We start from the raw sequence: 21,113 nt of genomic DNA, 5'->3' as shown, positions 1-21,113 counted from the left end.
CCGTGACCGGCATGGCCACTTCCATCAAGAAGATCGTCGCCGCCAGCCTGATCGGCACGACCATCGAGTGGTACGACTTCTTCCTCTACGGCTCCGCCGCCGCCCTCGTGTTCAACAAGCTCTTCTTCCCCGAGTCCGATCCCCTGACCGGCACGCTGCTGTCGTTCCTCACCTACGCCGTCGGGTTCGTCGCCCGGCCGCTCGGCGGCCTGGTCTTCGGACACTTCGGCGACCGGGTGGGCCGCAAGACCCTGCTGGTCGTCAGCCTGCTGATGATGGGGACGGCGACGTTCCTCATCGGCTGCCTGCCGACGTACGAGACCCTCGGCCCGGCCGCCGCGCTGGTGCTGACCGGCCTCCGCCTGGTGCAGGGCTTCGCGCTCGGCGGCGAGTGGGGCGGCGCGGTGCTCATCGTCTCCGAGCACGGCGACGACGCCCGCCGCGGCTTCTGGGCCTCCTGGCCGCAGGCCGGCGCGCCGGGCGGCAACCTGCTGGCCACCGGCGTGCTGGCGGCGCTGGCCGCCTGGCAGTCGGAGGAGACGTTCCTGGCGTGGGGGTGGCGGGTGCCGTTCCTGCTGTCGGGAGTGCTCGTGCTGATCGGCCTGTGGATCCGGCTGTCGATCACCGAGTCGCCCGTCTTCCAGAAGTCGGCGCCGGAGGAGCGGGCGCCCATCGTGGGCGTGCTGCGCCACCACTGGAAGGACGTGCTCGTCGCCATCGGCGCCCGCCTGGCCGAGAACATCTCCTTCTACCTGCTCACCGTCTTCGTCATCACCTACGCCAAGACCGCCGGCGTCGAGAACTCGACCGTGCTGAGCGCGGTGCTCGTCGCCTCGGCGGTGCACTTCGTGACGATCCCGATGTGGGGCGCGCTGTCGGACCGGGTCGGCCGCCGCCCGATCTACCTGGCCGGAGCGGCCGGCATCGGGCTGTGGATCTTCGCGTTCTTCCCACTGGTGGACACCGGCAACTTCCTGGCGATCACCCTCGCGGTCATCGTCGGCCTGCTGTTCCACGGCATGATGTACGGCCCCCAGGCGGCCTTCTTCTCCGAGCTGTTCGGCACCCGGATGCGCTACACCGGCGTGTCGATCGGCGCCCAGCTCTCGGCCATCGTGGCGGGCGCGCTCGCGCCCATCATCGCGGTGGCCCTGCTGCGCGCGTACTCCAGTAGCCTTCCCATCTCTCTCTACCTCGGGCTGGCCGCGGTCCTCACGCTGGGCGCGGTCTACGCCGCCCGGGAGACCCAGGGCCGCGACCTGGCCGAAAGGACCCACGTACGTTGACATCCTCCCCCTCGTGAACCGAGGGGGATTCCGACCGTCGCCGGTCAGCCTTCCTGCTTCATCGCCGGTCGCCCGCCCGAGAGGAGGACTCCCGTTGAGGTCTTACACCAGCTCCACAGGCGTTTCAGCTCTCCGCCAGCCCGGCGGCGAGCAGCATGTTCTGGGCCGCGTTCACCTCCCGGTCATGCACCGCGCCACACGCACAGACCCACTCACGGACGCTCAACGGCATCTTCTCTTGCAGGGTCCCGCAGACCGAGCACAACTTGGAGGAAGGAAAGAAACGGTCCACGACCGCCAGCGTGCGGCCGTACCAGTCCGTCTTGTACTCCAGCATGCTGCGCAGCTCCCGCCAGCCGGCGTCAGAGATGGCGCGGGCCAGTGCGTGGTTCTTGAGCAGGTTGCGGACAGCCAGGTCTTCCACGGCGATCGTTTGATTTTCGCGTACCAGCCGTGTGGTGACCTTGTGCAGGTAGTCGCGCCTGCGGTCGGCGATCCGGGCGTGCACCCGTGCCACCTTCAGCCGGGCCTTGGCCCGGTTCTTCGACCCCTTCTCCTTACGGGCCAGCGCCCGCTGCGCCTTGGCCAGCCGACGCCGCTCACGCCGCTCATGACGCGGATTGGCGATCTTCTCGCCGCACGCCAGCGTGAGCAGCGCCGTGAGACCCGCGTCCACGCCCGTCGACCGCTCGACCGGCGGCAAAGGCGCGATCTTCTCCTCCACCAGCAGGGACACGAACCACCGCCCGGCCGCGTCCCTGGACACGGTGACCGTGGACGGCTCGGCCCTCTCGGGCAGCGGACGCGACCACACGATGTCCAGCGGCGCCCCCATCTTGGCCAGGGTGAGCCGGCCATCGCGCCAGCGGAACGCCGAACGGGTGTATTCGGCCGACGCCCGCGACCGCTTCTTGCTCTTGAACGTCGGATACTTCGCGCGGCGGGCGAAGAAGTTCGCGAACGCCGCCTGCAGATGCCGCAGCGCCTGCTGCAACGGCACCGACGACACCTCAGACAAGAACGCCAGCTCCGGCGTCTTCTTCCAGGCCGTCAGCGCGGCCGACGACTCGGCGTAGGAGACGCCGCGGCCTTCCAGCTTGTAGGCGCGGGTCCGCTCCTCCAGCGCCTTGTTGTAGATCAAGCGCACGCAGCCGAACGTCCGGACAAGCTCTTCGGCCTGCTCGGGGGTCGGATAGAAGCGGTACTTGTAGGCCCGCTTCACAAGCTGCGCCACGTCCCGCACTTTACTTGCGAGATCGGTTCAGCACCGGCCGATCCTCAAAGACGGCGGACCGTCTGTCAGCGCATCGCCTGCCCTTGCCTCGCTTCGCTGGAGTCCGATTCCTTTCCCGCCTGAAGACGGGAGAGTTTCCTAGGAGGTATTTGATGAAGGTCACCACTCCCCGGCTCACCCAGAACGTCCTGACCGTCGAGGGCAGGGACGGCGGCGAGCCCGTGCTGTTCGTCCACGGCAACGTCTCCTCGGCCGCGTTCTGGCGTGACCAGATGGCGGCGCTGCCCGGCCGCTACCGCCCGCTCGCCGTGGACCTGCGTGGCTTCGGCGACACCGAGCCGGCCCCGGTGGACGCCACACGCGGCCTGCGCGACTACTCCGACGACGTGCTCGACCTGGTCGAGACGATGGATCTGGCGCCGGTCCACCTGGTCGGCTGGAGCATGGGCGGCGGCGTCGTGATGCAGGCCCTGCGTGACCGTCCCGGCGTGGTGCGGAGCGTCACGCTGGTCAACCCGGTCTCGCCGTACGGCTTCGGCGGCACCGAGGGCGTGGACGGCCGGCTCACGCACCCCGACGGCGCGGGCGCGGGCGCCGGCGGCGCGAACCCCGACTTCGTGGCCCGACTCCAGTCCGGTGACCTGTCGGACGAGTCGCCCACCTCGCCGCGCAGCGTCTTCCGCTCCTCCTACGTCAAGCACCCGGTCCCCGACGAGGACTTCTACGTCCGCGCCATGCTGACCACCCGCGTGGGCGAGGCCCACTACCCGGGCGACCTGGTCACCTCCGACGCCTGGCCGAACGTGGCCCCCGGCAAGACCGGCGTGCTCAACACCATGTCCCCGACCTACTTCCGGCTGGACGACCTGCCGGAGATCGACCCCAAGCCGCCCATCCTGTGGATCAGGGGCGCCGACGACGTCATCGTCTCCGACACGTCCCTGTTCGACCTGGCCCACCTCGGCGCGCTCGGCGTCGTGCCCGGCTCCCCCGGCACGCCCGCCCAGCCGATGGTGACGCAGACGCGGGCGGTGCTGGAGCGCTACGGCGCCTACCGCGAGGCGGTCATCGCCGAGTGCGGCCACAGCCCGCACCTGGAGCACCCCGCCGAGTTCGGCCGCCTCCTGGCCGCCCACCTGGGCGAGGCGTGATGCTGGTCGCCCTCACTCTCGTCGCGAGCCTGCTGACGCCCGTACAGCAGCAGCACCCGCAGCAGCTCGCGGTGCCGGGCGCGGAGAAGCAGGTGGTCGCCCGCCTGGCCGACCTCACCACCGCCGGCACCGTGGCCAGCGGCCACACCGACCCGGCCGACTGGGCCGGGCTGCACTCGGCCGCCACCGTCAACCCGACCGGCGTGCCGGGCACGCAGATCGACGGCTACTTCCCCGACACCTCCACCGGCAACGCGACGCACGGCTGGAACCACGACGCCCAGTTCGTGATCAGGCTGCCCGACCGCTGGAACGGCGGCCTGGTCGTCAGCGGCACCCCGGGCAACCGGGAGCAGTACGCCAACGACTACACGATCTCCGACTGGGTGCTGTCCAAGGGCTACGCCTTCGCCGCCACCGACAAGGGCAACGTCGGCACCGCCTTCCACGAGGACGGGCGCGCGCCCGGCGACGCCATCGCCGAGTGGAACCACCGCGTCACCCAGCTCGCGGTGGCCGCCAAGGCCGTGGTCCGCCAGCGGTACGGCCGGCAGCCGGCCCGTACGTTCGCGGCCGGCATCTCCAACGGCGGCTACCTCGTCCGCTGGCAGCTGGAGAACCGCGGCCACCTCTACGACGGCGGCGTGGACTGGGAGGGCACGCTCTGGCGGCTCAAGGGCGACAACCTGCTGAACGTCCTGCCTCCGGCGCTGAAGGCGTACCCGGACGAGGCCGGGGTGCGGGCGGCCGGGTTCGCGGCCGGGTCGGAGTTCCTGTGGCCGTTCCACCGGCAGTACTACTGGGAGCTCACCCAGGAGCTCTACCAGAAGGAGCTGGACCCGTCCTACCAGGGCGCGCCCGCGGACTACGACTACGACGCGCGCAAGCCGTACGGGGCCGTCGCCAAGATCGCGCTGACCGGCCGGATCACCAAGCCGCTCATCACGGTCCACGGGACGCTCGACACGCTGCTGCCGATCTCCCGCAGCTCCGACGTCTACGCCCGGATGGTCGGGCCGCACCGGCCGTTCCGCTATCACCGGGTCGAGGGCGGCAACCACCTGGACAGCCTGGTGGATCTCTACCCCGACCGGCTCAAGCCGCTGCTGCCCGTCTTCAGGAGCGCGTTCGAGGAGCTGGAGGGGTGGGTCAGGTGAGATAGCGGTGCCGGCCCGCGCGCGCCAGGCGCACCACGTGCCGGACGCCGGGCAGGCGCCGGCCGAGCCGGTGCAGCGGGGTGTCCCTGCCGAGCGGTGAGGGCCGGCTCGGGTCCACGGCGGCGGCCGGGCGCACCTGCACCCGTCCCCGCCGTACGCTGAGCGCGAAGCGCAGCCCTATCTCCTCCTCGGCCGAGCGCAGCGACGCCATCCAGTCGCCGCGGCAGAGGTGGTCGGGGGCCGGCCACATGCGCCGCACCGGCAGCTTGGCCACGAGCTGTCCGGCGATCTTGCCGGGCAGCCCGGCCTCGGCGAGGGCGGGGGCGCTCACCTCGCGCTCGCGGCCGTGGCCGGTGCTGTGCAGCACCAGCTCCAGCGGCGGGCCGCCGCTCGGCGGCACGTACGGCACCGGCAGCACCACGTAGGCGTGCCCGTCGAGCTGCTTGACCTCGGCCCCCGGTGACACCAGCGCGATCGACTCGGCGAACGAGCGCGGCTCGACGGCGAGCCCCAGCTCCCCCTGATCGGTCCAGCAGGGCACGACGAGCCGCATGCGGGGCCGCTGGGCGAGCACGCCGAGGCAGTTGAGCGGGCCCTCTCCCCTGCGCACCCGGCTTCTCGCCTGGTTGGCGCCGCCGTACATGCGTACGTGCAGCTCCCACTGGCCGGGCAGCAGCGGCTCGCCGAACGCGGCGCTGCTCACGTCGATCCTGGCCTCGGCCTTGATCTGCACGCGGGCCCTGCGGCGGCCCTCCTGGACCACCTCGACGCGCTGGGCGAGCGGCAGGAAGTAGATGTCGCCGGTCTCGGCGTGGCGTACGTAGACCTCGATGCGGGCCCGCTCGACGGCGTCGCTCACGTTGGTGACGGTGGGGTGCAGCAGCTTGGGATCGATGGCGCGCGGCGGCACCCAGTGCAGGCGGGGGCCGTCCACGCGGTAGCGGTCGGGCCGGCCGTCGCCGTCCTTGACCTCGACGGTGAGCCCGAGCACCAGGACGTGGGCGTCCCAGCGCACCTCCGTCAGCTCCGAGAGCAGGCCGCCGCGGCGGGTCGAGGTGGACAGCAGCACGATCTGGTCCAGGCGGCCCGTCCTGACGAACGCGGCCACCGCCCGGAGCTGGACGGGCAGGTGGCGGTCCAGCTTCTCGGGGAAGCGCTCCTTCACGAGCTGCTGCACGAGGCGGAAGTGCCGGCCCCGGTCCACGGAGGAGTCGGCGAACCTGCTGGTCAACAGGGGCCGCAGGACGGCGTAGCGGTACCAGTAGGCGTACATGCGGTCGCGCTGGCGGCCCTCGCCGACGTAGGCGTCGATGTCGTTGAGCAGTGACCGCAGCTCCTGCGCCATGGCGTGCGGCTCCTCCTCCAGCCGGGGCCGTTCGCCGAGGTGGCAGCAGACGTGCTCGGCGAGCACCGCGATCACCTTGGCGCGCACGTACGCCCGCATGACGAACGCCTGCTCGGCCAGCCGCCCGCCGGTCAAGGAGAAGCCGAGGTCGTGCTCCTCCAGGAAGGCCCGGCGGTAGAGCTGCTGCGGGCCGAGCACGCTGAGCAGCCGGTCGCGCAGGATGTCGGCGCGGCCGGTGCTGCGGTTGAAGGCGATCATCGGCGGGCCCGAGTCGCGCACCAGGCGGCCGATCAGCACGTCCGCGCCGGTGTCCAGGGCCCGCTCGTGCATGCGGGCGAGGGCGTCGCGTTCCAGGCGGTCGCGCTGGTCGAGGAAGAAGACGTACTCGCCACGGGCGGCGGCCAGCCCGACGTTGCGGCCCCGTGCGGGCGAGCCGGTGCAGGGCAGGTGGAGCGCCCGGACGTTCGGGCGGGTGGCGGCGATGGCGTCCAGGCGCTCGGCGGTGCCGTCCGTGGATCCGTCGTCCACGAGGAGCACTTCGACGTCGCCCGCGGGCATCGACTGCTCCAAGGCGGAGCGGATGCACGCGTCCGCGGTGTCACCCGGATTGTGGACATTGACGATCACACTGACCTTCACACCCATGCGGCCAGCCTGTGCCCCGCCCCGCCGTCAGGGCGCGGTGGCTTGCCGATTGCAGAAGGAAAGTTGACCTGGCCGGGTGTCCCTCTGGGAGGTTCAGTACCAACCCACGCGCTGCGAGTGACCCCAGGCGCCGCAGGGCGTGCCGTAGCGGCCCTTGATGTAGCCGAGGCCCCACTTGATCTGGGTGGCGGCGTTGGTCTGCCAGTCGGCGCCCGCGCTCGCCATCTTGCTGCCGGGCAGCGACTGCGGGATGCCGTACGCGCCGGAGTAGCGGTTCATGGCCCGCTCGTTCCAGCCGCTCTCCTTGGTCCAGAGCGACTCCAGGCAGCCCCACTGGTCGGCGCCGAAGCCGAACGAGGCGAGCATGGCCTTGGCGACGGCCTTGTTGCTGCCGGGCGAGGGGTTGGTGCCGGGCGGGAAGTTCTGGGCGGGGAAGCCGTCGCCGCCGGGGGCCTGCTTGGGCACCACCCAGGACAGCTCCTCCTTGTGGTCGGCGGCGCCGTCGCGGTTCTTCTTGAGCTGCTCGGCGCGGAAGGCCTGCTCGGCCGCGGCCTTGAGCGCGTCGGTCTCGGGGTCGGGCGCCGAGAGGTTGCCGCTGGCCAGCTTGCCCATGTCCTCCATCGTGAACACGGGGGCGGCCGGCTTGCTCGCGTTGTCGATCGCGCGCATGGCGACGAAGGTGCCGCCACCGCCGACGACCGCCAGCGAGACGACGGTGATGACGATGGCCTTGGGCTTGACGCGGCGCGACGACCGGCGTGCCGAGGGGACATCGGTTGTCGGGGGGCGCTCACTCAAACGCGGACCGGGGCTCACGATCCATGAGCTTGCCCTGTCCTGGGGGGTGCCGCGCAACCGAAACGCGGTAATCGCTTGATGTTCCCTTGGCTAACCAGCACGTTAGCGTGCTATTTCAGGATACTGTGAGATTTGTCACACTATGATGACTCCCCTTCGTGCCCCCGTTGACCGAAGGGAAGCCGCTTTCAGGGTTTCTGTCCTTCTTCCCGATGTCTTCAACACGACGTCACAGTTTGGTGACACAACCCGGCTATACAGGACATGGAACGATAATGTGCGCGTGGCAGGCATTCTCCTCGTCGAAGACGACCCCTCGGTCCGCACCGCACTTGAGCTGGCGCTGACCCGTCAGGGGCACTCGGTGACGTCGTACGCGACCGGCGAGGAGGCACTCGACCACATCCGGGCCCGCCGCCCCGAGATCGCCATCCTCGACGTCATGCTCCCCGGCATCGACGGCATCGAGGTCTGCCGCCGGGTGCGCAAGCTCGACCAGCTCCCCGTCATCCTGCTCACCGCCCGCGGCGACGACCTGGACATCGTGGTCGGCCTGGAGGCCGGCGCCGACGACTACGTGGTCAAGCCGGTCGAGCCCCGCGTGCTGGACGCGCGCATCAGGGCCATCCTGCGCCGCGCCGAGTCCGCCGCCTCCGACCGCATCACCTTCGGCGAGCTCGTCATCGACCGGGGCGCGCTCAAGGTCACGCTGGCCGGCAAGGAGATCCACCTGACGCCCACCGAGCTGCGGCTGCTGCTGGAGCTCGTCCGCCACCCCGGGCAGGTGCTCAACCGCCGCTACCTGCTGAGGGCGGTCTGGGACCACACGCACATCGCCGACTCCCGCCTGGTGGACGCCTGCGTGCAGCGCATCCGGGCCAAGATCGAGCCGAAGCCCGCCGAGCCGGTGTTCATCCACACCGTGCGCGGCTTCGGCTACCGCTTCAGCCCTCCGTGACCAGTGATGTCCCAGTGATCCCTCTTCCCACCGGACTGCGCGCCCGGCTCGTCATCACGTTCACGCTGGTCGCCGTCACCGCGTCCATGCTCGTGGCCACGATCGGCTTCGAGCTGGCCAAGACCGCCCTGGTGACCAGGACCGAGCGGACCTCCATGGACCTCGTCGTACGGGAGCTGAACGGGGTCGACTTCCCCGTCGGCCGGCCGCGGCCGGGCGAGGCCGAGCCCACGAGCAGGGAGCTGAACCGCCTGGCCCAGACCATGAGCGCCCCCGGCAGGAGCGTCGTGGTCGAGTACGGCGACCTGGTCTCCGTCACCGGCCCGATGAGCCTCCGCGACGTCCCCAACGAGCTCTACGGCCGCGCCAAGCAGAGCGTCGTCACCCAGCGCCGGGTGATCAGGGGCGAGCTGTGGCTCATCGTCGGCACCGAGGTCCACCGCGCCACGAACGGCGTGCCCGAGGCCACCGGCCTGCGCGCGTTCGTCTTCTTCCCCATGCGCGCCGACGTCAGCCAGCTCGACACCCTGCGCGCCAGGCTGTTCCAGGGCGGCATCGCGATCGTGCTCATCGCCCTGGTCGTGGCGCTGTTCTCGGCCCGCCAGGTGCTGCTGCCGGTGCGCCGGCTGAGCGCCGCCGCCCAGGCGCTCGGCGAGGGCCGGCTGGACACCCGCCTGCCGGTCCACGGCCAGGACGAGTTGGCCGGGCTGACCGCCAGGTTCAACGACGCCGCCGCGGCGCTGGAGCTGAGCGTGTCCGAGCTGCGCTCGCTGGAGGCCATGTCCCGCCGGTTCGTGGCCGACGTCTCGCACGAGCTGCGCACGCCGCTGACCGCCATGACGGCCGTGGCCGACGTGCTGTCGGAGGAGGCCAACCGGCTGCCCGAGGCGCCCGCGGAGGCCGTCCGGCTGGTGCTCGGGGAGATCGAGCGCCTGCGCGAGCTGGTCGAGCACCTCATCGAGATCAGCCGCTTCGACGCCGGCACCGCCACGCTCAACCTGGAGCCGGTCAACGTGGCCGACGCTATCGACGACTGCCTGGGGACCCGCGGCTGGACCGAGCAGGTCAAGGTGAACGCCTCCCAGGGGCTGACCGCCAACCTCGACCCGAGGAGGTTCGACGTGATCGTGGCCAACCTCGTCGGCAACGCGCTCAAGCACGGCGGCCCGCCGGTGGTGGTCAGCGCCCGCAGCACCGAGAACGGGCTGGAGATCAGGGTGCGCGACCACGGCAAGGGCATCCCGCGCGAGGCGCTGCCGCACGTCTTCGACCGCTTCTTCAAGGCCGGCGCGGGCCGGGCGCGCAGCCAGGGCAGCGGCCTCGGCCTTGCCATCGCCCGCGCGAACGTGCACCTGCACGGCGGCACCATCTCGGTACGCGCCCAGGAGCCCGGCACCCTCTTCACCGTCTGGCTGCCCCACACATGAGAGCCAGGGCCGTCCTCGCGCTGCTCGCCTGCGTCCTGCCGGCCGCCTGCGGCATCTCGCCCACCGACGTGCAGGAACGCGGCAACGCGCCCACCATCAGCATCCCGCCGCCGTCCAAGACGATCTTCCTCATCAGGGACGGCAAGCTCACGCTGGAGCCCGCCGACGTCGGGGACGACACGGTGGAGAGCCTGCTCGGCGCGCTGTTCGCGGCGTCCGGGCAGCCGCTCGGCAACAGGGAGACGGCGCTGCGCGGGTTCACGTACCTGCGGACCAAGGACTCGCTCAACCCCGTGCAGCGCGACGAGATGCAGCTCCCGCGCACGCTGACGCTGACCGTCTACATCAGGGGCGCGGGCGCGCTGAGCGACCTCGGCAAGGCGCAGATCGTCTGCACGGCGCAGCAGGACGCGGCGTACGAGCAGGTCAAGATCGTCCGTGACAACGAGAACCGCCCCCCGAAGGACGAGGGGCGGTACACCTGCGGCGATCTCCGCAGCGCTACATCGTGATGTCCTCCAGCATCTCGGTGACCAGCGCGGCGATCGGCGAGCGCTCGGAGCGGGTCAGCGTGACGTGGGCGAACAGCGGATGCCCCTTGAGCTTCTCCACCACCGCCACCACGCCGTCGTGCCGCCCGACCCGCAGATTGTCGCGCTGGGCGATGTCGTGGGTGAGCACCACGCGGGAGTTGGCGCCGATCCGGCTCAGCACCGTGAGCAGCACCCCGCGCTCCAGCGACTGGGCCTCGTCCACGATGACGAACGCGTCGTGCAGCGATCGGCCGCGGATGTGCGTGAGCGGGAGCACCTCCAGCATGCCCCGGTCCAGCACCTCGTCGATCACCTCGGGCGTGGTGACCGCGCCCAGCGTGTCGTAGACCGCCTGCGCCCACGGGCCCATCTTCTCGCCCTCGGTGCCCGGCAGGTAGCCGAGCTCCTGGCCGCCGACCGCGTAGAGCGGACGGAAGACGACCACCTTGCGGTGCTGGCGGCGCTCCAGCACGGCCTCCAGGCCCGCGCACAGCGCCAGCGCCGACTTGCCGGTGCCGGCCCGGCCGCCCAGCGAGATGATGCCGATCTCCGGGTCCATCAGCAGGTCGAGCGCGATGCGCTGCTCGGCGGAGCGGCCGTGCAGGCCGAACACCTCTCGGTCGCCGCGCACCAGGCGTACGGACTTGTCGGGCAGCACCCGGCCGAGCGCCGAGCCCTTGGCCGACAGCAGCCGCAGCCCGGTGTGGGTCGGCAGCTCCCTGGCCTCCTCCACCTCGGCCGTGCCGTGCTCGAAGAGCGTCTCGACGTCCTCGGCGGTGACCTGGATCTCGGCCATCCCGGTCCAGCCCGACTCGTGCACCAGCTCGGCGCGGTATTCCTCCGCGGTCAGGCCGATCGAGGCCGCCTTGACCCGCATGGGCAGGTCCTTGGAGACCAGCACGACGTCGCAGCCCTCGGCGGCCAGGTGACGGGCCACCGTGAGGATGCGCGTGTCGTTGTCGCCGAGGCGGAATCCGACCGGCAAGATGGACGGGTCGCTGTGATTGAGCTCAACCCTGAGTGTGCCGTCCCCAGTCGGCGTCGGCATGGGCTCGTCGAGCCTGCCGTGCCTGATCCGCAGATCGTCGAGGTAGCGCAGGGCCTGCCTCGCGAAATAGCCGAGCTCTGGGTGATGCCGCTTGCCTTCCAGCTCGGTGATCACGACGATCGGCAGGACCACGTCGTGCTCGGCGAAGCGGGTCAGGGCCGCCGGGTCGGCCAGCAGCACCGAGGTGTCGAGCACGTAGGTGCGCTTGGCCGGCTGGGTCGTAGGGTTGCTCGAGGACACTGCCACACGTTCTCCCCCGGGCGCCCCACGTGCGGGCGCCCTGCAGACGAGGCGGGAATCGGACCGGACCCGCGTTCCCCGACCGCGAGACGCCGTCGGCGCCGGGTTCCGGCCCCCCTCGGCGGATCGTGGTGCAAAGGCGGGACCTCTCCGGAGTGTTCGACCTGTGGTCGGACACTTTCAACGTTACGTCCTCGATACCCGAATGTCGTGTCAAGAACCGTAACGTCGATGTCTCGCAGCGTAATCGCGCAGCGCCCGCAGGAAGTCAACCCTGCGGAAGTCGGGCCAGTAGGCCTCGTGGAAGTAGAACTCGGAGTGAGCGCTCTGCCAGAGCATGAAGCCCGACAGGCGCTGCTCGCCCGAGGTCCGGATGAGGAGATCCGGATCGGGTTGGCCGCGAGTGTAGAGATGCTCCGCGATGTGCTCCACATCGAGCACCTCGACGAGGTCCTCGATGCTCGCTCCCTTGCTCGCTTGCTCCTGGAGCAGTGAGCGCACCGCATCGGCAATCTCACGTCTTCCTCCATACCCAACTGCAACGTTCACAATCAGGCCCGGACGGTGTGATGACGCTTCTTTCGCGTTTTTGAGGACATTCGCCGTTCGGTCCGGCAGCAGGTCCAGCGCGCCGACGGGGATGATCCGCCAGCCCTGGTCCACCAGCTCCCGCGTCACGTCCTCGATGATGCGGAGAAGCGGCTCCAGCTCCTCCCTCGGCCGGTTGAGGTTGTCGTTGGAGAGCATCCAGACGGTGACGACCTCGACGCCGGTCTCGCGGCACCAGCAGAGCAGCTCGGAGATCTTGTCGGCGCCCTTGCGGTGGCCCGTGGAGACGTCGCTGATCCCCATGGAGCGCGCCCAGCGGCGGTTGCCGTCGATGATGACCCCGACGTGCCGGGGGATGCCGTCCTTGGACAGCTTGGCCTCCAGCCGGCGTTCGTACAGCCGGTAGACCAGGTCGCGCAGGCCCACGGAGTGTCCTCCCCAGCGGTTGCCCTCGGTCAATGACCCAACAGGCAATTATCACCGCGAATCATCTGTGCCCGCTCCTTCTCCGGCATTCCTTGCCATATCTCTGCCTTCCAGACATCCCTCGGCCTCCTCCAGGAGACCCCGGACGAACGACGACAGCTCCGCCGACGTCAGCACCGCCCGCATGCCGACTCCCGCGGCGCCCCACGCCTCGACGTACGCCCGCCGCGTCACCCGCCAGCGGCTGCCCTCCCACAGCGGGATCGTGCGCAGGCGGCAGCTCAGCTCGCCGCCCGCCGGTCCCGACCTGCTGCGGTAGCGGAAGGAGAACAGCTCGCCGTCCGGCTCGCCGCCGGGGAACCTGTCGTCGGGATCGGCCCACCGCCAGTCCGCGTCGCGGCCCCTGCGGGCCTCGTCCACGCCGTGCGCCAGCCGGCTCAGCAGCCAGCCGCAGCGCTCGCCCACGCTGCCGTACGGGGCGCCGTCGCGGTGCAGCTCAAGGGTGACCTCGTACGGGGTGCCGACGCTGTCACGGCACGCCACGGGCGTGACCCGCAAATAAGATCCGTCGACACAGCGCAGTCCCCCCATGCACCCCTGCGTTTCCCGGCGGGTGACCACTAAACCCAGACGTGCGAGCGCCACAGCGGCGGCTGGTGCCACTCCGTCCAGCCGTGGCCGGAGCGCCCGTCCTCGGCCTCGAAACGGCACATCGCCCGGGGGAACACCGCCGTCTCCCCCTCGGGCGAGGTCAGCGTCACCGGCGCGAACGCGACCGGCCGCGCGGTCACCGCCAGCCCCGGCAGCCGCAGCACCGTCGCGGCGGGGCGGTCGCCGTCGAAGGAGGTCGCCGCCGTGAAGCCCGCCGCGTGCGCGGGCTCGCCGCCCGGCGGCACGGTGAACGCCGGCCAGGGCAGGTCGAGGCCCACGTTGGCGCGCATGCCGTGCACGTACGTGCCGTCCGTCAGCCGGCCGCTGCTCCACATCCAGGAGATCGTCCACCAGTCGCGCACGCCCCAGCTGTGGTCGCGTTCGCCGTGGCCGTGGAAGGGCCGGCCGTCGATCGTGCCGGTCACCTCGCAGGGGACCTCGTAGCGCGGGGTGATGGCGTAGCCGTACGCGCCGCCCTCCGTGCGCCACTCCAGGTCCAGCGAGAGCGCGTCGGAGGCCAGCCGGACCGCGGCGGCGCGGAACGGGTCGGCGATCCGCTGGGACGCCTCGTAGCCCGCGCCGCGCACGGTCAGGCCCGGGTCCTCGGGCAGCGGCGCGTCGTGGTCGATCACGGACGCGGCCAGGCCGTCGGGGGTGACCAGGCAGGCCCAGTACCAGGCGCGCTTCCAGTTGGGGTAGAGGCCGAGCCGCACGTAGCCGCCCAGCTCGCCGTCGTCCGCCACGAAGTCGAAGTAGTAGGACTCGTTCCACAGCTGCTCGCCGCCGGGCTCGTGGAGCCGCTCGTCCCGCTCGTCCAGGGGCCACTGGCCCATGTTGACCACGCGCATACCGCCTCCCAAGCGCATGCTACGGCAGCAGCCGCCGCCACCAAGGGGCCCGGCGGCGGGGCGGGTCCGGCAGCCGGCCGCGCTCGCGCAGCCAGGCGGCGAAGTCGTCGGCGTCGGCGCGGTAGTTCGGGGGCGGCTCCTCGCGGGCCCGCGCGTACGCGGCGAACTCGGCGGCGAGGCCGGGCCCGGCGGCCACGGCCGCGTCGGGGCGCAGGCGCGCCACGACGGAGCGCCGCTTGGCGACCAGGCTCTCGGCCTGGGCGCGCAGGCGGGCCGGGTCGAAGCCGTCGGGAGCCTCGCCGCCCGCGACCAGCGCCCGCACCACCCGCCCCTGCGCCTCCGCCAGCCGTCCCCGCGCCGCCGCCAGGTCCTCCTCCTCGGGCGCGGCCCGGTCCGTCACCCGGACTCCCCCGCGGCCATCGCGGCCCGGATCCTGTCCAGCTCCCCGGCCAGCACGGCGTCGCTCGGGAAGCGGTCGTCCCACTCCAGCAGCACCCCGGGCGGACGGGTACGGGCGCACAGCTCGGTGAGCAGGTCCAGCACCTGCTCCGGCGCGGCCGTGGTGTGGGTGTCGTGCCAGATGCCCTGGTGCTCGTGGCCGCCGGCGACGTGCACGTACGCCAGGTGCTCCAGCGGCAGGGCGTCGAGCGCGGCCACCGCCGGCAGGCCCAGGTTGACCTGGTTGGTGTAGAGGTTGGCCACGTCGACGAGCAGCCGCACCCCGGTCCGCTCCACCAGCTCGGCGAGGAACTGACCCTCGGTCAGCTCGTCGTCCGGCCAGCCGAAGATCGCGGCCACGTTCTCCAGCGCCAGCGGGACGGGCAGCGCGTCCTGCGCCCGTCGTACGTTGTCGGTGACGACGCGCAGCGACTCCCGGGTGCGCGGGATCGGCAGCAGGTGCCCCGCCTCCACGCCGTCGCCGCGTACGAACGCCAGATGCTCGCTGACCAGCGGCGCGTCCAGCGCCTCGGCGCACGCGGCCAGGTGCGCGAGCCGCCCGGCGGAGGGCGGCTCGGCCCCGCCGACGCCGAGCGACACGCCGTGCGGGATCACCGGCACTTCCCTGGCCCGGAGCAGACGCAGCGACTCCGGCAGCGCGCCGGGCCGGATGTTCTCGGCGATCGCCTCGACGAAGCCGACGCCCTCCATGCGCTCGATGGTGAGATCCAGCTCGGCCCGCCAGCCGATCCCCACGCCCAGCTCAGCCGCCGCCACCGCCGCACCCTCCACCGCCGCCGCAGCCCGACCCGCCCCCGCAGCCCGACCCGCCGCCGCAGCTCGACCCGCCCCCGTCGCCACCACCGGAGGAGCCGAACTCGGAGCCGCCGAACGCGCCGCCGGAATCGCCGCCTGAATCGCCGTACGTCACGCCGTCCCCGCCGCCGTACGCCCCGCAGGACCCGGCCACGTCACCGCCGGGGTGGCCGGCCATCAGCTCCTTGGACAACGCCGGATCCCCTGCCTCCCCCAGCCCGTAGAGCGCCACCAGCACCCCCACGGCCGCCGCCGCCGGCCCCTGGTCGCGTACGCCCCTCGGATGGTGCGCCCGCGCCGAGAGCAGCACCTCGCGCCCTTCACGGGTGACGACGTTCCTGAGCCGCCTGCCGTGCCTGACGCAGTCCACGAGCCCGATCACGACAGCGGCCACTCCCACGAGGAACGTGGGGAGGAAGACGGCGTCGGGGCCGAGCGCGTCCGTGGCGTCCAGCACGCTCAACGCCACCACGAAGACCGCCGCCGCCCAGGTGACGGCCACCAGCCGCTTCCTGCGCCGCCGCGCCTCCTTGAACGCCTCCGGCGGCACGAGGAGCCCGCGCGCCTCCAGCCCGGCGGCGAGCGCGGCCAGCGCGGGATGCGCCGCCAGCTCCCACCGCAGCTCGGCGGCGTGGTGACCGCCCGGCCTGGAGGCGAGCGCGTCGAGCACGGCCTGCTCGATCGGCACCGGCGAGGGCGCGGCGCCGTCCACGGCGGTGACCTGCGAGCCCCTGGACACGCGGACGGCGCCGGCCGTCGCGAGGACGGCCAGCGCCGTGTTCACGGCTCTGCGTGGCCCGCCCGTCAGGTAGGCCAGCTCGTACGGCTCCAGAGGATGCCCCCGGCCGCCGGGCTCGGCCCCGGCGACCCGCCGGATCTCGGCCTCGACCCAGGCGCCGACCGCCCGGACCGTGATCAGCATGCCGGCAGCGGCGACGAGCAGGACGTAGCCCACGGTGCCCCCCTGTGATCGGTGCGGCGGCGCCATCAACGTACGACGGCGCCGCCGCACCGGACAAGGGCGCTACCCGAGCCGGTCGAGCAGGGCGTTGTACTCCTTCCACAGCTCCTTCGGCAGGTGGTCGCCGAACTTCTCGAAGTGCGCGGGGATGAGCGCCGCCTCCTCGCGCCAGATCTCGCGGTCCACGCTGAGCAGCGTGCGCAGGTCGTCCTCGGAGAGGTCGAGTCCCTCGGTGTCGAGCTCGGCGGGCAGCAGGCCGATCGGCGTGGAGACGGCGTCGGCCTCGTCGTTGAGGCGGTCGACGATCCACTTGAGCACGCGGCTGTTCTCGCCGTAGCCGGGCCAGATGAAGTTGCCGTCGGCGTCCTTGCGGAACCAGTTGACGTAGTAGATGCGCGGGAGCACGGCACCCTCGCGCCGGCCGATGCTCAGCCAGTGGGCGAAGTAGTCGCCCATGTTGTAGCCGCAGAACGGCAGCATGGCGAACGGGTCGTGACGCAGCTCGCCGACCTTGCCCTCGGCCGCGGCGGTCTTCTCGGAGGCGACGTTGGCTCCGAGGAAGACGCCGTGCTCCCAGCTCAGCGACTCCGTGACCAGGGGCACGGCGGTGGCGCGGCGACCGCCGAACAGGATCGCGGAGATGGGCACGCCCTTCGGGTCCTGCCACTCGGGTGCGATGGTCGGGCACTGGGCGGCGGGCGTGGTGAAGCGGGCGTTCGGGTGGGCGGCCGGCTCGTCGCTGTCGGGCGTCCAGTCGCGGCCCTTCCAGTCGGTGAGGTGCGCGGGCGGCTCGTCGGTCAGGCCCTCCCACCACACGTCGCCGTCGTCGGTGAGGGCGACGTTGGTGAAGATGCTGTTGCCCCAGAGCGTCTTGACCGCGTTGGCGTTGGTGACCTGGCCGGTGCCGGGCGCGACGCCGAAGAAGCCGGCCTCCGGGTTGATGGCGTACAGGCGGCCGTCCTCGCCGAAGCGCATCCAGGCGATGTCGTCGCCGACCGTCTCGACCTTCCAGCCGGGAATGGTGGGCTGGAGCATGGCGAGGTTGGTCTTGCCGCACGCGCTCGGGAAGGCGGCGGCGATGTAGCGGGTCTCGCCGGAGGGCGGAGTGAGCTTGAGAATGAGCATGTGCTCGGCCAGCCAGCCCTCGTCGCGGGCCATGACGCTGGCGATGCGCAGCGCGTAGCACTTCTTGCCGAGCAGCGCGTTGCCGCCGTAGCCGGAGCCGTACGACCAGATCTCGCGGGTCTCGGGGAAGTGGCTGATGTACTTGGTGGAGCTGCACGGCCACGGCACGTCGGCCTGGCCGGGCTCCAGCGGCGCGCCCACGGAGTGGACGCACTTGACGAAGTCGCCGCGCTCCTCGATGAGGCGCAGCGCGCGCTCGCCCATGCGGGTCATGATCCGCATGGAGACGGCGACGTACGGCGAGTCCGTGATCTCGACGCCGACCTGAGAGATCTCGCCGCCGAGCGGGCCCATGCAGAACGGGACGACGTACATCGTCCGGCCGCGCATGCAGCCCTTGAAGAGCTTGCCGAAGGTCTGCCGCATCTCCGCGGGCGGGATCCAGTTGTTCGTCGGCCCGGCGTCCTCGGGGCGCTCCGAGCAGATGAAGGTACGGTCCTCGACCCTGGCGACGTCGCTGGGGTCGGACTTGGCGTAGAAGCTGTTGGGACGGGCGGCGAGCCGGACGAGCGTGCCCTGCTCCACGAGCAGGTTGGTGAGACGGGTCCACTCCTCCTCGGAGCCGTCGCACCACTCGATCCGATCGGGCTCGGTAAGGACTGCTATCTCTTTCACCCACGCGGCCAATTCGCGATTGCTCGTCGGCGTGGGCACTTCCACGGTCACGGACACGACTGCGCTCCTCCACTCTCTCAGGGCCCAGTCATCATCAACGACGGAACGGCCGGAAGGCCAATTGGCATAGACCTGTTTGGCGGGGCCGTCGTCGCAGGCAGGGGCCCTGGCGATTGGGGGAGCCTACCCAACCGAAGCGGATTTAAAAGAGAATTAACATTGAGTGGTCCAGTCCAATCGCGATGGTCTAAACCAATTTCCGCAGTGGTTTAGTCCATTCATCGCGCCGTTTCCCCTGTACCGCTTCATGAATCGACGTCCGGGCCCGCGGCGCGAACGCGGTCGACATGCTGAAGGGCGTCGCGAAGATCGGTGAGCCAGGTGTCGGCGTTCCTGCCGACCAGGCGTACGCACCAGGCGAGCGCGTCGCTGCGGCTGCGGGCCACGCCGGCGGCCACCAGCGTGTCGAGCACCTGCCGCTCCGACTGGCGCAGCCGGGTCATGACCGGCACGGACAGTGTGGTGAACATCACGGTGAACCCGCCGCAGGACACCCCCCAGGAGACCTTCTGGCGGAACCTCAGCTCGGCCTCGCGGGCGATCTCGATGCGCCGCTCCCTGGTCTCCTCCCTGAACCTGCGGGCCAGGCCCTCGACCAGGGCCGCGCGTTCGGCCTCCGGGGTGTCCTCGGGCGGGTCGGGGAGCGTGCCGACGACCGCGATCTCCTCGCGGTCCCTGACGATCTCGGGGGCGCCGGTGAACCAGCCTTCGGGGAGCCGCCCGGTGAACCAGCCCCGGACCTCCGCCGTCATGTCTTCTGCAGTCATGTAATCACCATTACACATTTACAGACCGCAGGCACGTCAGGGAAGGAGGGTGTCGCCTTCGAGAGGGGTCAGCGGACCTTGGCGGCGGCGACCGGGCTGACCCGTACGACGCCGGCGAGGTTCCTGGTGTAGACCTTCGAGATCTTGACCACGTCGCCGGTGCGCGGCGCCTGGATCATCTGCCCGTTGCCCCAATAGATCGCCACATGGGAGATGTAGTCGGGGTTCGTCGGGTCGGACCGCCAGAAGATGAGGTCGCCCGGCTGCGCCTGCGACAGCGGCACCTGCGGCCCGGTCACCCACTGCTGGTGCGTCACGCGCGGCATCCGCACGCCCGCCTGGGCGAAGGCCCACTGCACCAGCCCCGAGCAGTCGAAGGTGTTCGGGCCCTCCGCGCCCCACACGTACGGCCGCCCCAGCTTGGACGCCGCGGCCCTGAGCGCCACCTGCACCTGCTCGCCCGTCATGAACGAGCCCGCCGGCCAGTTGCGCGCGGTCTGCTGCTGCGGCTGCGACAGCACCGGGTTGACGCTGGCGACCTGGGTGCCCTTGGGCAGCGCCTTGAGAATCCGGCTCCGCAGGGCGGCGGTGTCGGCGGCGGGCGCGCTGACGATGAGCGCGTTGTCGCGCGGCAGGCCGAGCGTCCGGCCGACCTCCTTGGAGACCACCGCGTCGACCGCGCCGAAGCCGGTGGTCGCGTACGCGCCGATGCGCATCGTCCCGGCCGGCCCGCGCACCTGCCGGTGCAGCGAGAGCCCGCCGTCGTTGCCGAGCACGAACGACACCGCGACGTCGCCCGCCGCGACGTTCTGCCAGAGCGCGTCGGAGGAGGCGGTCACCTTGGGGGTGTAGGCCCGGAACGTGGACGGATCGACCGCGAGGGTCTGCACCCGCTTGCCGTCGAGCGTGATCGAGGCGGCGTCGGCCAGCTCCAGCGCCCGCACCCCGCGCAGCCGGCTCACCTTGCGTAACTGCGCCTCGGTGAACGGCTTGCGGGTCAGCACGAACAGGTTGGGCTTGTGCAGCTTGCGCAGCGGCGCCACCGGCCGGACGGTGCGGACCGGCGTCTGCTTCTGCGGCCGGCGCTCGGCCAGCAGCGTCTGCCGGGGAGTGGGGTGGGCGGCCACGGGGCCGTCCGGCTCGCCCTGCGGCGGCTGGGCCAGCAGCAGCACGTCGGCCGTCAGCACCGCGACCAGCGCCACCACGATGAACGGCACCAGCTTGACCGGATCGCGGCGCTTACGGGACTGGACGAGAAAGGTGAGATCCTGCCGGATCCCCCCTGGCCCATGCCCGGGATGCCCTGGCCCCTGCCCGGGATGGCCGTACACGGGATGCCCGTGCGGGGCGTGGGGGTGCATGACGGGTCCATGCACGAAAGCCGCCGGACCAGCGGGGGCCCGGCGGTTCGTCTCCTCCGGCGTCAGTTGCCGACGTACGGCACTGCCTCCAGGATCTCGACGGTGTTCTGGCGCCCGTTGGGCATGGAGTACGTCGCCTTCTCACCGATCTTCTTGCCGTTGATCGCCGCTCCGAGGGGGGACTTCGGCGAATAGACGTCGATCGGCGCACCGCTCTCCTCGCGCGAGGCGAGCAGGAAGGTGACCTCGTCGTCGTCACCGACGAACCGGATGGTCACCGTCATGCCGGGCCCGACCACGCCTTCGGCCTTGGGGGCCTCGCCCACCTGGGCGTTGTCGAGGATCTGACGGAGGTGGAAGATCCGGGCCTCCATCTTGCCCTGCTCGTCCTTGGCGGCGTGGTAGCCGCCGTTCTCGCGCAGGTCGCCCTCCTCACGGGCGGCCTCGATCTTCTTGGCGATGTCGACGCGCCCGGGGCCGGAGAGATATTCGTACTCCGCCTTCAGGCGGTCGTACGCCTCCTGCGTCAGCCATGTGACGTTCTCATCGCGAGAGTCGGCCACGGGTTCTCCTTGCTTGCCTAGGGGGCCCTGAGATCACTTGAGGTTTCCAAC

At 71.3% G+C, this 21,113-nt stretch carries 19 protein-coding genes and 1 pseudogene; 6 read left to right on the top strand and 14 right to left on the bottom strand.

Going from position 1 to position 21,113, the window contains the following annotated elements; translation table 11 throughout:
• Positions 1–11: 11 nt before the first annotated feature.
• Entirely contained in the window at positions 12–1,286 is a 1,275-nt protein-coding gene (locus tag ACBR40_RS21625) for an MFS transporter (RefSeq protein WP_344210806.1), read from the top strand.
• Between the two features lie 44 nt (positions 1,287–1,330).
• On the opposite strand, the pseudogene ACBR40_RS21620 reads toward ACBR40_RS21625, so the two are convergent.
• Positions 1,331–2,520: pseudogene (locus ACBR40_RS21620) on the bottom strand (RNA-guided endonuclease InsQ/TnpB family protein).
• Positions 2,521–2,672: 152 nt separating this feature from the next.
• On the opposite strand from ACBR40_RS21620, the gene ACBR40_RS21615 reads away from it, so the two are divergent.
• Complete coding sequence (locus ACBR40_RS21615; protein WP_344210808.1) at positions 2,673–3,671, top strand: alpha/beta hydrolase; 999 nt, start codon at positions 2,673–2,675, stop codon at positions 3,669–3,671.
• Entirely contained in the window at positions 3,671–4,828 is a 1,158-nt protein-coding gene (locus ACBR40_RS21610; protein ID WP_344210810.1) for a prolyl oligopeptidase family serine peptidase, read from the top strand. Before ACBR40_RS21615 ends, ACBR40_RS21610 begins: the two co-directional genes overlap by 1 nt.
• On the opposite strand, the gene ACBR40_RS21605 is transcribed toward ACBR40_RS21610, so the two are convergent.
• Both ACBR40_RS21605 and ACBR40_RS21600 read right to left on the bottom strand, forming a co-directional pair.
• Positions 4,821–6,818, bottom strand: coding sequence for a glycosyltransferase family 2 protein (locus tag ACBR40_RS21605; RefSeq protein ID WP_344210812.1), 1,998 nt, complete (start codon positions 6,816–6,818; stop codon positions 4,821–4,823). The genes ACBR40_RS21610 and ACBR40_RS21605 overlap by 8 nt on opposite strands.
• A 93-nt stretch (positions 6,819–6,911) precedes the next feature.
• Positions 6,912–7,523: a lytic transglycosylase domain-containing protein gene (locus ACBR40_RS21600; RefSeq protein ID WP_371249906.1), complete on the bottom strand. Its 612-nt coding sequence runs from the start codon at positions 7,521–7,523 to the stop codon at positions 6,912–6,914.
• Positions 7,524–7,899: 376 nt separating this feature from the next.
• On the opposite strand from ACBR40_RS21600, the gene ACBR40_RS21595 reads away from it, so the two are divergent.
• Genes ACBR40_RS21595 through ACBR40_RS21585 form a run of 3 tightly spaced genes read left to right on the top strand, consistent with a single transcriptional unit; the run spans position 7,900 to position 10,513 of the window.
• A complete protein-coding gene (locus ACBR40_RS21595) occupies positions 7,900–8,574 on the top strand; it encodes a response regulator transcription factor (RefSeq protein WP_344210816.1) in 675 nt (224 codons plus the stop codon).
• 14 nt (positions 8,575–8,588) lie between these two features.
• Positions 8,589–10,001, top strand: a complete 1,413-nt coding sequence (locus ACBR40_RS21590; RefSeq protein ID WP_371249892.1) for an ATP-binding protein — start codon at positions 8,589–8,591, stop codon at positions 9,999–10,001.
• Positions 9,998–10,513 (top strand): hypothetical protein, encoded by a 516-nt coding sequence (locus ACBR40_RS21585; protein WP_371249891.1) that lies wholly within the window; start codon positions 9,998–10,000, stop codon positions 10,511–10,513. The genes ACBR40_RS21590 and ACBR40_RS21585 overlap by 4 nt, the downstream gene beginning before the upstream one ends.
• On the opposite strand, the gene ACBR40_RS21580 is transcribed toward ACBR40_RS21585, so the two are convergent.
• The 11 genes from ACBR40_RS21580 to greA all read right to left on the bottom strand — a co-directional run bounded on the left by ACBR40_RS21580 (position 10,503) and on the right by greA (position 21,062).
• Complete coding sequence (locus ACBR40_RS21580; RefSeq protein WP_344210822.1) at positions 10,503–11,828, bottom strand: PhoH family protein; 1,326 nt, start codon at positions 11,826–11,828, stop codon at positions 10,503–10,505. The genes ACBR40_RS21585 and ACBR40_RS21580 overlap by 11 nt on opposite strands.
• A gap of 207 nt (positions 11,829–12,035) precedes the next feature.
• On the bottom strand, positions 12,036–12,797 hold the full coding sequence (locus ACBR40_RS21575; protein WP_344210824.1) for an isoprenyl transferase: 762 nt from the start codon (positions 12,795–12,797) through the stop codon (positions 12,036–12,038).
• A gap of 51 nt (positions 12,798–12,848) precedes the next feature.
• Positions 12,849–13,355 carry a hypothetical protein gene (locus tag ACBR40_RS21570; protein ID WP_371249890.1) on the bottom strand — a complete coding sequence of 169 codons (507 nt, stop codon included), beginning with the start codon at positions 13,353–13,355 and terminating at the stop codon, positions 12,849–12,851.
• A gap of 62 nt (positions 13,356–13,417) precedes the next feature.
• Entirely contained in the window at positions 13,418–14,296 is an 879-nt protein-coding gene (locus tag ACBR40_RS21565; protein WP_371249889.1) for a hypothetical protein, read from the bottom strand.
• Between the two features lie 19 nt (positions 14,297–14,315).
• A complete protein-coding gene (locus ACBR40_RS21560; protein ID WP_344210830.1) occupies positions 14,316–14,696 on the bottom strand; it encodes a hypothetical protein in 381 nt (126 codons plus the stop codon).
• Positions 14,693–15,511, bottom strand: a complete 819-nt coding sequence (locus tag ACBR40_RS21555) for a DUF692 domain-containing protein (RefSeq protein WP_371249888.1) — start codon at positions 15,509–15,511, stop codon at positions 14,693–14,695. The genes ACBR40_RS21560 and ACBR40_RS21555 overlap by 4 nt, the downstream gene beginning before the upstream one ends.
• Complete coding sequence (locus ACBR40_RS21550) at positions 15,498–16,505, bottom strand: TIGR04222 domain-containing membrane protein (protein WP_371249887.1); 1,008 nt, start codon at positions 16,503–16,505, stop codon at positions 15,498–15,500. The genes ACBR40_RS21555 and ACBR40_RS21550 overlap by 14 nt, the downstream gene beginning before the upstream one ends.
• 69 nt (positions 16,506–16,574) lie before the next feature.
• The gene (locus ACBR40_RS21545; RefSeq protein ID WP_371249886.1) at positions 16,575–18,368 is read right to left on the bottom strand and encodes a phosphoenolpyruvate carboxykinase (GTP); all 1,794 of its coding nucleotides are present in this window, start codon (positions 18,366–18,368) and stop codon (positions 16,575–16,577) included.
• 248 nt (positions 18,369–18,616) lie between these two features.
• On the bottom strand, positions 18,617–19,138 hold the full coding sequence (locus ACBR40_RS21540; RefSeq protein WP_329589876.1) for a hypothetical protein: 522 nt from the start codon (positions 19,136–19,138) through the stop codon (positions 18,617–18,619).
• A gap of 68 nt (positions 19,139–19,206) precedes the next feature.
• The gene (locus tag ACBR40_RS21535; protein ID WP_344210837.1) at positions 19,207–20,499 is read right to left on the bottom strand and encodes a C40 family peptidase; all 1,293 of its coding nucleotides are present in this window, start codon (positions 20,497–20,499) and stop codon (positions 19,207–19,209) included.
• Between the two features lie 62 nt (positions 20,500–20,561).
• Positions 20,562–21,062 carry a transcription elongation factor GreA gene (gene greA, locus ACBR40_RS21530; RefSeq protein ID WP_020545145.1) on the bottom strand — a complete coding sequence of 167 codons (501 nt, stop codon included), beginning with the start codon at positions 21,060–21,062 and terminating at the stop codon, positions 20,562–20,564.
• Positions 21,063–21,113: the final 51 nt, after the last annotated feature.

This window comes from Nonomuraea sp. AD125B (assembly GCF_041402765.1).
Classification (GTDB): domain Bacteria; phylum Actinomycetota; class Actinomycetes; order Streptosporangiales; family Streptosporangiaceae; genus Nonomuraea; species Nonomuraea bangladeshensis.
This window is presented reverse-complemented; position numbering and strand designations above follow the sequence as displayed.

Coding starts and splice junctions, on each gene's coding strand:
- ACBR40_RS21625 (WP_344210806.1), top strand. CDS start 12: ATGGCCACTTCCATCAAGAAGATCGTCGCCGCCAGCCTGATCGGCACG.
- ACBR40_RS21615 (WP_344210808.1), top strand. CDS start 2,673: ATGAAGGTCACCACTCCCCGGCTCACCCAGAACGTCCTGACCGTCGAG.
- ACBR40_RS21610 (WP_344210810.1), top strand. CDS start 3,671: ATGCTGGTCGCCCTCACTCTCGTCGCGAGCCTGCTGACGCCCGTACAG.
- ACBR40_RS21605 (WP_344210812.1), bottom strand. CDS start 6,818: ATGGGTGTGAAGGTCAGTGTGATCGTCAATGTCCACAATCCGGGTGAC.
- ACBR40_RS21585 (WP_371249891.1), top strand. CDS start 9,998: ATGAGAGCCAGGGCCGTCCTCGCGCTGCTCGCCTGCGTCCTGCCGGCC.
- ACBR40_RS21565 (WP_371249889.1), bottom strand. CDS start 14,296: ATGCGCGTGGTCAACATGGGCCAGTGGCCCCTGGACGAGCGGGACGAG.
- ACBR40_RS21540 (WP_329589876.1), bottom strand. CDS start 19,138: ATGACTGCAGAAGACATGACGGCGGAGGTCCGGGGCTGGTTCACCGGG.
- ACBR40_RS21535 (WP_344210837.1), bottom strand. CDS start 20,499: ATGCACCCCCACGCCCCGCACGGGCATCCCGTGTACGGCCATCCCGGG.